The sequence below is a fragment of the Spirochaetota bacterium genome, assembly GCA_040756435.1.
In the GTDB taxonomy this organism is placed as follows: Bacteria; Spirochaetota; UBA4802; order UBA4802; family UB4802; genus UBA4802.
Genome location: JBFLZD010000071.1, coordinates 1 through 14,955, shown reverse-complemented (window position 1 = coordinate 14,955; position 14,955 = coordinate 1). Strand labels below are relative to the sequence as shown.

Genomic DNA, 14,955 nt, shown 5'->3' with positions numbered 1-14,955 from the left:
GAATTTATTGAGTTGTACAATAACGAGTGGATGCTTGAAAGACTTGGCTATGTTTCGCCTAACGACGCTTTGGAGAATTATTATATATTAAGCAAAATAAGTGCTTGATAAATCGGGGCCAGAACAATATTTTCTTATATTTTATTTTTACTTGGAATGGATTACTATTACATTTTAAAAATTATATGTGCGTTATTTTGAAAAATTAAAAAATCTATACTATTACCTTTTGTTTATATACAATTATTTTTAGTTGACAACTGATTATAAATTTGTAATTAATTTAATCAATGATTGTTACTCAAATTAAATTACCTTTTAACAATGACGTATAAATCCTCCCAGCAAAAGGAGCAGGATTTTTATTTATTAGTATATTGTACCATAAATTTATTTTTAGGAATAAATAATAGGTTATAACCTCAAATGTATTTGTATTTGAATGATAATAATTTCTCAACTTTTATTCTTTAAACTTTTTATATTAAAATGCATTATTTATAAATTATTACGGAAAATTTATCTACAATTCCAGACAAATTGATAGTACTTTATATTCATATTTACAATGTAAGTGATGTAGATGTGAATCCTATTTCAATCCGTAATATGGAAGGAGAATAAATAATGTTCCCAAAACCTTCTGATAAAATAGCAATATATATTGAAAATGAAGAAATTTCATATAACGAGCTTATTCAAAATATACAATCTTTTGCGTATAATTTGAAAATTAAAAAGGGCGACAGAGTCCTCATATTTGCTGAAAATAGCCCTGAATGGATTTATGCTTTCTACAGTATATGGGCTAAAAAAGGGATAGCGGTCCCCTGTGATTACAACCTTAAAGAAAATGAGCTTGCCTATATACTCAATAACTGCAGGCCTGTGGCACTGTACTGTTCAGTTAATACACTTCCTACAGTAAAAAAAGCAATAAAGCTTATAAAATTTAAGCCACGCGTATATATATTAGAACAGTGTAAAATCAAACCAGATATATCATTACAATTCCCTGAAATCAATTATTATGATACCGCAATCATTATGTACACATCAGGGACAACAGGAAAGCCAAAAGGTGTTATGCTTACGTATGACAACCTGCTATGCAGCATACAGGCAATAGCCGATTTAAAGATGTTAACCGAAAATGACAGAATGATTGCGTTGTTGCCTTTTTACCATATTTTTCCACTTCAGGGTTGTGTTACAGCACCACTATACCTCAATGCCTCTATAGTTATGGTAAAAGAACTGGTACTTGATAAAATACTGGCAGCATTACAAAAACGTAACGTCACCATGTTTTTAGGAATACCTCGATTGTATGAACTGTTACATAAAAACATCATAGCAGCAGTAAGGAAGAATCCTGTTGCGTATACATTATTTTTAATTGCAAAAGTTGTTAATAATCTTACCTTTTCAAAAATTCTTTTTAAAAAAGTTCACAATGCGTTTGGCGGGCATATTCATGCATTTCTTACTGGTGGAGCTAAATTAGACCCTGTAGTGGCCAATGACTTAAAAACCTTAGGATTTAATCTTGTTGAAGGATACGGATTAACTGAAACTGCTCCGCTTGTTGCCTTTAACCCCTTTTCAAAAGTCAAGTTGGGTTCTGTTGGCTTACCCGTAAAAGGAACTCAAGTAAAAATTGTTGATGGTGAAATTCTGGTTAAGGGTAGAAATGTAATGAAAGGCTATTACAAAAACAAGAAGGCAACTGATGAAGTCATTACCGATGGGTGGTTTCATACCAAAGATACTGGTTATTTTGATAAGGATGGTTACCTGTATGTAACTGGTAGAAAAGATGATATGATCGTATTACCCAGTGGAAAAAATATCAATCCGGAAGAAATTGAAAAACACATATTACGGATATCTCCGTTAATAAAAGAAATAGGGGTTATTGAAGACCAGGGAAATCTTACGGCAGTTATTCATCCTGATTACAGCGTGATTACAAAAGAAAATATTGTAAATATCCTTGAAACCATAAAACGTAAAGCCATCAATCGCTATAATGCAAGTGTTGCAAGCTATAAACACATCACAAAAATAACTATCTCCAAAGATGAACTGCCAAAAACCCGATTAGGAAAACTACAGCGATACATAGTAAAACAACTGGTGGAAAATGAAAAAAAATCAAAAATACATGAAGAAATTAAAGAACCCAAAACAATTGAATATAAATCCATTAGCAGATTTTTAACCATTCATACCCGTAAGAAAGTTTTACCCCATCATAATCTTTTACTGGATCTTGGCATAGATTCTTTAGGAATTCTTTCCTTCCAGACGTACATTGAAGAAACGTTTGGCATTAAAATATCAAATGCTGATATTCTCAATAATCCAACCGTTGAAGAATTGGCTGCTTTTATTGCCCATCATAAATCAAAATTTGAAGAACATGCACAAAACTGGCTACAGATACTTATCAAAGATACTTCATATACCTTTAAGCATGGATTTTCCTTAATACTATTTTTAAAACTTATAGTAAAACCACTGGTAAAATTATATTTTCAATTAAAACTTAATGGAAAAGATACTATACCTGAAAGTCCTGTTATCTTTGCCCCAAATCATCAAAGTTTTCTTGATTCAATTCTTCTTATTGCATCACTGCCAAATAAAACATTAATGCACAGCTACTTTTTATCCCGAGAATTAGGTTTTATCAAAGTATCTCGCGGGGATTCTCTGGCAAAATTAATGAATACTATAATTGTAAATATTGACACTAACCTTAAAGATTCAATTCAGAAAATGGCAGCAATTCTAAAAAATAAACAAAATATTATCATATTCCCTGAAGGCACACGCACTATTGACGGGCAGCTTGGAACCTTTAAAAAAACATTTGCAATTCTTAGCAAAGAACTTAATTGTCCAGTTGTGCCAATCGCAATACAGGGTGCATACCAATCGTTCAAACGTGGTAAAATACTCCCCAAACCCTCACCAATAACTATTGATATACTGCCACCAGTATATCCTGATAAACTCACTGTTGACAATATTGTGGCAATAACACAGGCTGCTATCGCACAAAAACTTAAAACATGAAAATAATTAATTTGACTTTGATAATCCCCAACTATATACTTTAGTATCATAAACTTAGGCGATAGCTACTATGATTGAAACCTTAGTGCAGATAATAATAACCAATTGTGCAGCAGTCCTTGCATTTTTTTTCATTGCATGGATCATAAGCCTTATTACAAAAGATGCAAGCATTGCCGATGTGTTTTGGGAATTGGGCTTTATACTGGTATCAGTGCTTACATTTATATTGTATAAGGGCTATTATACCAGAGCAATAATTATTATGACTCTGGTTATTGTATGGGGGTTGCGGTTATCTATATACATTTTTTACCGAAAACGTGGTAAGGGCGAAGACGATTTATACCATTGCCAAAGAAGAAATTACAATAAGTACATACAACAAGGGAGGGTTTATGATAAATAAAATTAATGATGTATCCACAAATACTCAAGGCGTATTGCAAAAAACTAAAGAAATGGGGAAGAACACTGTTGAAGAAGCAAGCAAACGCTTGAGTGAAGTGCCAAAAACCCTTGAGGAAGAAAATAAAGGCAAGATCATCAATACGAAAGTATAATAGATGAAAGACATTAAAAATGGGCCGTCTCAAAAGAAACCGTGGGGCACGCAATGACGCTAGTACAGTTTCATTGCGATCGTAGCGCCTGTACTTATCTTGTCGAAGTGCCTGCCCTGAGCTTGTCGAAGGGAAGCAATCTCAATGCCGCAGAAGATGAGATTGCCACGCGCCTACGGCGCTCGCAACTATGGGATTGCTTCATCACTTCGTTCCTCGCAATGACAGGAAGGCAAAAGTCATTGTAAGGAGGTGTCTTTTGGAACACCCCCTTATTCACAAATGTTATGACTGTGCTGCCAGTTTTTTGTAATTGTTATACCGCCATTTAGCATTATCCAGTGCCGCTGCAAACAGTTGTTCAGCAACTTCAGGGAATTCCTTCTTTAATGCAGAATAGCGTACTTCACCCATGAGAAAATCGTTAAATTTGTCCCACTGTGGCTCTTTGGAATCCAGTATAAATGGATTTTTACCTTCTTTTTCAAGCAATGGGTTATAGCGCCACAATGTCCAGTACCCGCATTCAACTGCTTTCTTTGCTTCTAACTGGGATTTTCCCATACCTTCACGCAATCCATGATTAATACATGGTGAATATGCTATAATGAGCGAGGGGCCAGGATAGCTTTCAGCTTCGGTTAATGCGCGCATATACTGCATCTGGCTTGCACCCATAGCAACCTGAGCCACATACACATAACCATACGTTATTGCCATAAGCCCTAAGTCTTTTTTCCGTACTCGTTTGCCAGCTGCTGCAAATTTGGCCTGTGCTGCTATTGGAGTTGCTTTTGATGACTGACCACCAGTATTGGAATACACTTCGGTATCCATTACCAGTATATTTACATCTTCACCTGATGCAATAACGTGATCCAGACCACCAAACCCAATATCATAGGCAAACCCATCACCGCCAAATACCCAGATAGATTTCTTTTCTAAGTATTGTGATAATTTCAACACTTCAGCTGCTTCTTTAGAACTATCGCCTTTCAATAGCGGTAATAATTTTTTAGTTGCTTCTCGTGATTTTTCAGCATTATCTTTTCCGGCAATCCATTCAAGTGCAGCTTCTTTAAGTTGTGTGTTTGTTGTTGTTTTTGCAAGCTGGTCTAAAAGCTGTGCAATCTTATTGCGCTGCTGAGCAACGCCCAAATGTATTCCAAAACCAAATTCGCCAGCATCCTCAAATAGTGAACTTGCCCATGCAGGCCCACGTCCCTGCGCATTGATGCAATATGGTGTAGCAGGGGCAGAGCCACCATAAATTGATGAGCAGCCAGTTGCGTTTGCAATAAGCATCCGGTCACCAAAAAGCTGTGTAATGAGCTTGATGTAAGGAGTTTCACCACAACCTGCACATGCACCTGAAAACTCAAACAGTGGCTGACAGAACTGGCTACCTTTTACCGTATATTTGTTCATTAAATTGTCTTTATACGTTACATTTTTTACTATGAAATCCCAGTATTTCTGCTGATCCAACTGACTTTCAAGCGGCTTCATTACCAATGCTTTTTCTTTTGCAGGACATTCTTCAGCACAATTGCCACAACCAGTACAATCTAAGGGACTTATCTGAATTCTGAATTTAAGCCCTTCCAGGCCTTTGCCCTTTGCATCCAGTGTTGCCATATCAGCAGGGGCTTTTTTCATTTCATCATCATTCAGCAAGAATGGACGTATAACTGCATGCGGACACACATATGCGCACTGATTACACTGAATACAATTATCGGGCTGCCATTCGGGAACATTGACCGCAATGCCACGCTTTTCATACTGCGTGGTGCCGGGTGGGAATGTTCCATCAGGTCTTGGCAAAAAGGCGCTTACCGGTAAACTATCGCCCTCTAACCTGTTCATTGGCTCAACTATCTCACGGATAAATTCGGGCAATTCTTCAAACTTTGGCTTTCCGGGAAGTTCAATATTTTTCCACTCTTCAGGTACTTTTACTTCTTTTACATTTTTTGCACCTTCATCAACTGCAGCCATATTCTTGCTTACAACATCAGCACCTTTTCTACCATAGGTTTTTTCAATGGCATCTTTCATTTCCTTTTCAGCAATTTCATAGGGAATAACATTACTTACCTTGAAAAAGGCTGCCTGCATGATGGTATTGGTTCTTCCTGGAAGGCCAATCCGTTCCGATATTTCCGTTGCATTAATGATATAGAATTTAATATTGTTTTCGGCTAAATATCGTTTAATATAATCCGGGAGCTTCTTCTTGGTTTCTTCCTCATCCCACAACGAATTGAGCAAAAATGTTCCACCCTTTTTCAAACCTTTTAAAATATCATATTTATCCAGATATGCAGGGACATGGCATGCTACAAAATCAGGATTGTTAACTAAATACGTTGATCGTATTGGCTTTTTACCAAATCTAAGATGTGAAACCGTTACACCACCCGATTTCTTTGAATCATAAGCAAAGTATGCCTGTGCATAAAGGTCAGTGTTGTCACCAATGATCTTAATTGAGTTTTTATTTGCACCAACAGTTCCATCAGAACCAACACCAAAGAATTTACCCTCAAAGGTACCTTCCGGCACCACACTGGTATCATCAGGCAGTGGCAATGATGTAAAAGTTACATCATCCACAATCCCAATAGTAAAACCATTCTTTGGTTCATTTTGCTTGAGATTATTATATACTGCAATAATCTGTGCAGGTGTAGTATCTTTGGAACTTAATCCATAGCGTCCACCAACAATAACAGGTGAATTAGCTGTTCCGTAAAAAGCTGCACGAACATCTAAATATAACGGTTCGCCAATTGAACCGGGTTCTTTGGTTCTATCAAGCACTGCAATACACTTTACCGTCTGCGGCAATACTTTGAAGAAATACTTTGGTGCAAATGGTCTGTATAGATGACATGTAACTAGGCCAACCTTTTCACCCTGTTTCAGTAAATAATCTATAGTTTCTTCTATTGTTTCTGTGACTGATCCCATCGCAACGATGATACGTTCAGCATCAGGTGCACCATAATAGGTAAAGGGATGGTATTCCCTGCCAGTAAGTTTTGTTATTTCCTGCATGTATTCTTCAACAATATCAGGTACTGCTTGATAGAAGATATTGCTTACTTCCCTGGCCTGGAAATAAATATCCGGATTTTGGGCCGTACCTCGTGTAACAGGATGTTCAGGATTTAATGCATTGTTTCTGAATTCTTCTAACTTTGCATAATCAATGAGCTTAGCTAAATCTTCATAATTCAGCACTTCAATCTTCTGAATTTCATGCGAGGTTCTGAAACCGTCAAAAAAATGCAAAAATGGTATACGTGATTTAATTGCTGAAAGATGGGCAACAGCAGCTAAATCCATAACTTCCTGCACTCCACCGCTTGCAAGCATTGCAAAACCTGTTTGGCGGCAAGCATTTATATCCTGATGATCGCCAAATATGGATAAGGCCTGGGCAGATATTGAGCGCGCACTGACATGAAAAACACCCGGCAGTAATTCAGCAGATATTTTATACATATTGGGAATCATCAAAAGCAATCCCTGCGAAGCCGTATACGTAGTGGTAAGCGAACCAGCTTGCAGTGATCCATGCACAGCAGCTGCAGCTCCCGCTTCTGATTGCATTTCAACAACACGAACAACCTGTCCAAAAATATTTTTCTTTCCATGTGCAGCCCATTCATCAACATGTTCAGCCATTGGTGAAGATGGTGTAATGGGATAGATGGCAGCTACTTCAGTAAACGCATACGATACATATGCAGCAGCTTCGTTACCATCCATTGATTTCATAATCTTTTTTGCCATGAAAGCTTTCTCCTTTCTGTTTTGATTTTGAAATATAAAAATCCCTTTCCCAAATAAACTTGAGATTAGTTACCCAATAAAATTTTTAGATTAATGAAAGATCACGGCGTGTAAATAACCTTCTTCATTTAGTGTAATGTAAGTCAATAAAAAAATCAATTAATAAAATACTAAATTCTTAGTAATTACATCATTACCAATAACATAGCATTTATGTACATAATTTCAAACTATTCATTATGAGCGATAGTTCATTACATATATACTTTGGCTATATTAAATTTTATTAACATTTTATGCTTGCACGACAGAAGGCATATTTCATATTTGTCATATATCTTATCATAATATAAATGGAGGATCCTTATGGCTAACATTTACTACAGAGATACAATAGCTGACATGGTACGACGCGCTGCTTTGCGTTTTGGTGAAAAAACAGCAATTGTATTCAGAGACACCAGTCTAACATTCAGACAACTTGAAGATGATTGTTGTCGTTTTGGCCACCTGATGCAACAGTATGGCATAGAAAAAGGTGATCGTGTTGCTATTATAGCTTTTAATTCACACTATTATCCAATCAGCTTTGTTGGTCTTTCAAAGATTGGGGCAATTCAGGTACCCATTAACTACATGCTTAATGGCGATGAGATGGCATATATCATAAATCACTCCAAATCCAAAATGGTAATTGTTGAAGATAATTTATATAATGTGATAGCACCTGCAAAACATAAGTGCACCACTGTAGAAAACTGGCTTTTTATCCCGATTGAAGGCACCCCAACACCACCAGGTTTTGATAACTTAAATGAAATGTTGCAGGGCATGCCGACGTATGATATTGCAACAACAGTGTATCCAGAAGACATTGCACAAATTCCTTATACCAGTGGCACTGAATCAAAGCCAAAGGGCGCTATGCTATCGCACAGAGCGTTACTGTCACAGTATTTCAGTTGCATCATTGAAGGTGAATATCAACCAAACGATATCAGCCTGCATGCATTACCACTCTTTCACTGTGCACAGCTTCATTGCTTCCTCATGCCATTCCTGTATATAGGAGCAACAAATATTATTTTACATAAAGCAGACCCGGTTGCCATGATGCAACTTATTGAAAAATATTCCATTACACACATGTTTTCCCCGCCTACTGTATGGATTGGGATTATCAATCATCCTGAATTTAAAAAGTATAATCTTTCTTCACTAAAAAAAGCTGCCTATGGTGCCAGTATCATGCCAGTGGAAGTTTTAAAGCGGTTAACTGAAGTATTCCCTGGCCTGCGCTTGTGGAATTATTATGGCCAAACCGAAATGGGGCCAGTTGCAACAATATTAAAACCAGAAGATCAGCTCAAAAAACCAGGTTCAGCAGGCAAACCAGTACTCAATGTTGAAACAGCATTGATGGATGATGATGGTAACTTTGTACCAGTTGGTGAAGTTGGTGAGATAGTTCACCGATCAGGTCACGTTATGACAGGGTATCTGGACGATCCTGAAAAAACTGCCGAAGCATTTGCTTATGACTGGTTTCACAGTGGAGATCTAGGAAGAATTGATGAAGATGGGTATCTGTATGTTGTTGATCGTAAAAAAGATATGATAAAAACAGGTGGCGAAAATGTTGCATCACGTGAAGTTGAAGAAGTATTATACCAGCACCCTGCCATTGCTGAGGTTGCTGTATTTGGCCTGCCCGATCCCAAATGGATTGAACTTGTTTGCGCAGCAGTTGTATTGAAGAAGGATATGCAGGCAACAGAGGAGGAGATCATTGCATTTGCCAAACAGCATTTAGCAGGATTTAAAACGCCAAAGAAAATCTTTATAATGAATGCATTGCCCAAAAATCCATCGGGCAAAATATTAAAACGGGAATTACGTCAAACATTAGCAGTTGAAACAAAATAAACAATACACAGTAGCATCACAAAAAATTGCAACAGAAGATATAATTCTGTTGCAATTTTTTTTGTTGTAGTCATTATGACTTTTTGTATTAATACTTTACACTCAACAGAACTGAAAATGATTCAATAGATGTACTATCATTATATTTTTTTAAGAAAGCCGTAATTGAAGTCAAAATAGTTTTAATTTATTTAAAAGGAGGATCTCCACCATGTATCCAATATTATTCCAGTATAAGTTTATTACCATTGGTGGATACGGTGTAATGCTTGCTATAGGAATTTATATGGCATACATTTTATTTGAACGTGAACTTATCTTAAGTAATATTAACCCGGATTTAGCATACAAGATATTACTGGTAGCAATTCCAGCGGGCATTATTGGCTCAAAAGTATTTCATATACTGGATCATATGGATGAATTTTTATCAGATCCAGCCGGTACAGTATTTTCTGGTGCTGGCCTTTCTATATATGGTGGATTTCTTTTTGCATTGTTATTCAGCTATTTTATCATTAAAAAAAGCAATGAGCCTGTTTTAAAAATTCTTGATATTACAGCACCATGTATAGCCGTTGGGTATGGTTTTGGAAGAATAGGTTGCCACGTTGCTGGTGATGGGTGTTATGGTATTGAAACATCAAGCATTTTTGGTGTTGCTTATCCCAATGGAATTGTACCAATATCCTACGCTGTGTACCCCACACCTCTTTTTGAATCATTTTTCTCATTTATAGTAGCAATATTTTTATTACAACTCAGAAAAAAAGAATTCCCACAGGGGACACTTTTTTTTATATACTTGATTTTAAATGGGTTGCCACGGTTTTTTGTGGAATTCATCCGAAGAAACCCTGTTGTGTTTGCTGGGTTAACACAGGCACAAATAATTGCATTAGGGTTGATTATGGCAGGCATTGCTGGGCTTGTAATAGTTAATCATAAAAAGTTACTAAAAGCATAAACTATTGCTTTAATAATACTATCATATTCTTTATAACTCGGGTGCTATACTGTAGTCCTTCAAGCATTCCCTTATATAAGTACAGGGATTTTAAAGCAACTTTTTCCTGTTCATTAGTAACCGTTTCATCAATTTCATAGCCTTCAGTGACTGTATGAATAATGTGCTGTATGGTTAACCCAACCAAATTCTTTGTAACACTAAGTTCAGTAAGCTTATTATCAATTTCATCCAGTTTTTTTACCAGCAAAGCTATCGATTGCGTCTTCCTCTTTTTTATGTTTTGTATCAATTCCTCTGAATACTGTATTGCCCGTTGCAAAATGTCATCCATCGCGCTTGTTTGTCCTAACATTTCATCCAATTGTTTTATTAAGTTTTCTGAATGTAACGCTATGGTTCTTTCGTCGGGCACACAACGGGTATATATTTCATCAATCGCATTCCAGATATTTATTCCGGAATCTTGATACGTAATTTCGTTAAAAGTTTTATGAACAACATTTTCTATATACGCACCATCATATGTAGCATTAATCAATGAAGGGTCATTCAATCTGCTAAACCAGGAAATAAAGATCATCATCTTTTGATTAGTATGAACCTGCCTGCTTTTTATTCCTTTAACAAAAATCTTTGGTAGAGCAGTAAGCTGAAACCTGTTAAACATCTCAACAGTATAGGTGCGATAGTTCCTGAAAAATATATGGTCATCCAGATATGCACCTTTAACATGAGCCAGTCCTGTGGTAAAAGCCAAATCCTGCCCAACCATGATAATGGGATGGGTACCCAACCGTTTTGCAAAATCATATGCATTGGTTGACACTGAACCTCCATAGCGTAGATTTCCGTAGCTGCCAATCGTCTGTTCTATCCATTTCATCATATCAAATGCTACGCCGGTGATTGCCTTTCTACCCCTGTAAAACAAAAATGTGGAAGGATGCACCATGGGATCAGCTATTAATACTGTTCTATTACTATGGACACCTTCAAAATACCGTGCGTTTATTAACTGCGGGTCAACCGTAATACAAAAATGCGGTTCAATACCATAATATTCTAAAACTTTAAGGGACGTATCCACCGCAACTATTATGGCACTGTTGTAGTGTTTTTGAATGTATGGGATGCTTTGTGTCAATGTTGGCCCAGCATTAACTATAATAGCAGGAACATTTTTGAACATATCAAAAAATGCTGCAGCAGGAGGAGCACTAATAATTTCTTTGATGTTGCGAGCAATATTTGAAGTCCATAATTTTTCAAATTTAGCCAGTGTGGCAATATTGACTTCTTTGGTGGAAATATATGCTTTTGCAATTCTTTGCAGATTGGTGTATCGTTCAGGGTTAACCTGAAATGAACCGCGATGTGTGATAAACAGCGTTTTATATGAGGACCTTCCCCTCATGTGAATGGCTATCGTTTCCTCATCAGGATTGACCAGCAATATAATTCGCCTGTCACTCAATATGTTCTGTAAATCCCTGTAAGCGATAGCTGCTGCAACCATCCATGGAAATTGTTCCAGAACTAAAACCGTTGCATCTTTTTTTACTTTTTTCAACAACCACTCAATATGATATCCAAATCCAAATCCAGATACGATGATACAATCGTATTGTGCACAATCAAATTCATCAATAAGGCGTTGTGCTTCTTTTATAGGATCAAATTTACTGTGTACTGCAATATATCCTGTATCTTTTTTCACAACAGGAATGGCATCACCACTTTTTGCATGCAACACCTCAACGTATGGTGCGTAATCTGTATTTTTTATTATTTCAGCTAAAGACTCATTACGTTGAGTTATCGCCAAAATATTTTTTTCAAAAATATTGTTCACACTTACTCCAGAACCAGCGTAATAGTAGCAACTTTTTTTAAGGGTACTCCCGGTTTTGGATCCTGAGCAACAACTTTGCCCTTCCCTTTCATTATATACTGTATCGGATATTTGTGCTGTAAATTTATGAGCTTGCGCAAAGCAATGGTATCAGTCTGACCAATAAAATTTGGCAATACATCATCCTGAAATGGTTTGTATTGCAAAGGATTAGCTTTCGTAGCATTGATAGCTACACTTCCAAACCCTCTAAGCGGCAACACTCGTTTTGCAATATCACTGAAAACAGGTGCTGCCAGTTCACCGCCCGAACCTCCATAAACCGGTTCATCAAACATAACAAGAATGCAAATATCGGGATTATCAACCGGGGCAATCCCAACAAAGGAAACAACATACGCTTCAGGAATATAGCCACCCTGTGGCAACGATTTCTGAGCCGTCCCGGTTTTCCCTCCTGTGCCATAGCCTGCAACATATGCTTTTTTTCCTGTTCCTTCAATAACAACGTTATGCATCATTGAAAGAATGGTTTTTGCTATCGTTTCATTCAATATTTTCCCCTTTGTCTTTGGAAAAAATTTGGTGACTATCTCTCCATTGTTGTTTTGAATCTGATTTACTATCTGAGGGTACATATATATGCCATTATTGGCGATAGCTCCAAAAGCAGCAACAAGCTGCACAGAGGTCACTGATATTTCCTGCCCTATAGCCATAGAATATTTTGAAAGACCTGACCATTGCTCTGTATTGCGAAGGATTCCGGGAGCTTCACCGGGAAGCTGTATACCTGTTTTTTGGCCAAATCCAAAACGGGTAAGAGTTTGATATAAATATTCTTTTTTTACCGGTTGCATTGCCTGAATGATTCCTGCATTACATGAATAGGTGATGATATCATTCAGAGTAACCTTGCCGTGTTCCTTTGTGCACTTTATGGTTGCATCATATACCTCAACATTGCCTTTGCAAATATACGTTCTTTTGAGGGCATCCGGTAGATGTTCCAGTAAGGTTATAGCAGCAAATACCTTCATTGTTGATCCAGGTTCAAACGCATCAACAACAGAAAAGCATGTTAACACAGATTTATCGTAATTATAAAAATATTCAGGATGGAATTGTGGATACAGCGCAAGTGCTAGTATCTTTCCCGACTTAATTTCGTAAACCACAGCAACGGCTTTTTTTGGTTTTACATGTCCGGCGTATGTATTAATTGCTTTCTGTGCAATATACTGTACTGATCTGTCCAGTGTCAGCTGTACCGTTAACCCTTTTTGTTCTATTTGACCGGAACTATCGCTATAAAATAATACATCATTATATTTATATTCAATACCTTCAAGCCCTATGTTATCAATATTGACAAAACCAATAACCTGTGATGCTAATGTGCCTTCAGGATATGCGCGAGCATATTCTTTTTTAACATAAATACCTGGCAAAGATAATTCCTTTACTTTGTTAATCACACCATCATCAACCTTTCGCTTAATCCATACAAAATGCCTGTCACGAGTTAGCAGATCCTTTATTTCTGATTGAGGGATGGCAAGTATAGCTGAAAGTTTCAATGCTACAATATCAGGATTGGTAACTTTACGCGGATCAGCAAATATAGAATATTTATATATTGAAACAGCAAGGGGATATCCATTTGCATCAATGATATCCCCACGCTTTATTATACCATTTTTATTATTAACTATTACTCTGGAACTGAAATGTAGTTGTGTAATTTTTAGTATTAATAATACGGCTATAATACTGATAAAGATTAATGTAATAATTATTCTTCGTTTATGCGATACATTCTCCATATCAGCCTTGGATGTTATTTGATTAAACCAAGCCGTGAAAAATCTAAATTTTTAATGTTATCCGTATTCCAGTATAAAATAAATGCTTTACCTTTAATCCTGTCTAACGGAACATACCCAAAACCACGGCTGTCATAGGAATTTTCTCGGTTATCACCCATTGCTACTATCATCCCTTTAGGAACAACCCCTTCAATGCGCTTTTCACTGAATCCCCGGTATGATGTGACGCCTTTGACGTATGGCTCATCTAATTTTACACCATTAACCCATACAGCACCGTCATCAATATGCACTTCATCACCCTCTACCGCTATACACCGCTTTATAAAATCTTTTTCTTCTTCATTAGGAGGGCGGAATATAATGATATCACCACGCTTAACAGGCCGTATACTTAAAAAGGAAAGATGTATTGGCTTTTTCATTCCTATCATCTGAGGGATAGTTGGCCCATATGTTATCTTTTCGGCTAAAAGGTGATCCCCAACAAGCAAGGTATCTTCCATTGAACCTGTTGGGATATAATACGCCTGAATAATGAACTGCCGTATATGCATGGCAAGGATAAATGCAACAAGGATGGCATCAAACATTTCCCATATTTTTTTGAACATTACCGTTCGTTTAGGAGACATGTCATAAAAGTAATGTATAAGCTTTTCCCTGTCATCATTGCTTACCAGCATGAGTGGGAATCCTAAACTCCGATACCGTTCACGTATTACCAGGTTGCTGAAAAAATTGACTTCAAGGTATGTAATATCTTTTGCATTAAAGTGATAGTTTTCATTTTTTGTTTGAATGCTAACCCCTGACGGAGATGCTGTCAATGTGGCGTTCTCAAATTTTCGCCATTTAATAAAATCATTCAGTATTCTAAGCATAAATACACTGCATAAAAAACCACCTATAGCGTATGTCCCG

At 36.8% G+C, this 14,955-nt stretch carries 9 protein-coding genes; 5 read left to right on the top strand and 4 right to left on the bottom strand.

Features of this window, described 5'->3' with window-relative positions; genetic code table 11:
* The first annotated feature begins 627 nt into the window (after nt 1-627).
* The 3 genes from AB1444_14820 to AB1444_14810 all read left to right on the top strand — a co-directional run bounded on the left by AB1444_14820 (nt 628) and on the right by AB1444_14810 (nt 3,647).
* A complete protein-coding gene (locus AB1444_14820; GenBank protein ID MEW6527926.1) occupies nt 628-3,084 on the top strand; it encodes an AMP-binding protein in 2,457 nt (818 codons plus the stop codon).
* Nucleotides 3,085-3,154: 70 nt separating this feature from the next.
* Nucleotides 3,155-3,493, top strand: a complete 339-nt coding sequence (locus AB1444_14815) for a DUF1295 domain-containing protein (GenBank protein MEW6527925.1) — start codon at nt 3,155-3,157, stop codon at nt 3,491-3,493.
* Entirely contained in the window at nt 3,483-3,647 is a 165-nt protein-coding gene (locus tag AB1444_14810) for a hypothetical protein (protein ID MEW6527924.1), read from the top strand. Before AB1444_14815 ends, AB1444_14810 begins: the two co-directional genes overlap by 11 nt.
* A gap of 285 nt (nt 3,648-3,932) precedes the next feature.
* Here AB1444_14810 and nifJ read toward each other — a convergent pair whose 3' ends face one another.
* A complete protein-coding gene (nifJ, locus tag AB1444_14805) occupies nt 3,933-7,454 on the bottom strand; it encodes a pyruvate:ferredoxin (flavodoxin) oxidoreductase (GenBank protein MEW6527923.1) in 3,522 nt (1,173 codons plus the stop codon).
* Between the two features lie 366 nt (nt 7,455-7,820).
* Here nifJ and AB1444_14800 point away from each other — a divergent pair, with 366 nt between their 5' ends.
* A complete protein-coding gene (locus AB1444_14800) occupies nt 7,821-9,380 on the top strand; it encodes a fatty acyl-CoA synthetase (protein MEW6527922.1) in 1,560 nt (519 codons plus the stop codon).
* A gap of 211 nt (nt 9,381-9,591) precedes the next feature.
* A complete protein-coding gene (locus tag AB1444_14795) occupies nt 9,592-10,347 on the top strand; it encodes a prolipoprotein diacylglyceryl transferase (protein ID MEW6527921.1) in 756 nt (251 codons plus the stop codon).
* 1 nt (nt 10,348) lies between these two features.
* Here the strand turns inward: AB1444_14795 and AB1444_14790 are convergent, their stop codons facing one another.
* The 3 genes from AB1444_14790 to lepB form a co-directional block, all read right to left on the bottom strand.
* A complete protein-coding gene (locus AB1444_14790; protein MEW6527920.1) occupies nt 10,349-12,202 on the bottom strand; it encodes a 6-hydroxymethylpterin diphosphokinase MptE-like protein in 1,854 nt (617 codons plus the stop codon).
* Between the two features lie 2 nt (nt 12,203-12,204).
* Nucleotides 12,205-14,028 carry a penicillin-binding transpeptidase domain-containing protein gene (locus AB1444_14785; GenBank protein MEW6527919.1) on the bottom strand — a complete coding sequence of 608 codons (1,824 nt, stop codon included), beginning with the start codon at nt 14,026-14,028 and terminating at the stop codon, nt 12,205-12,207.
* A 14-nt stretch (nt 14,029-14,042) separates the two neighbouring features.
* Nucleotides 14,043-14,955, bottom strand: a 913-nt coding sequence (lepB, locus tag AB1444_14780; GenBank protein ID MEW6527918.1) for a signal peptidase I, incomplete at its 5' end; no start/stop codon positions are given.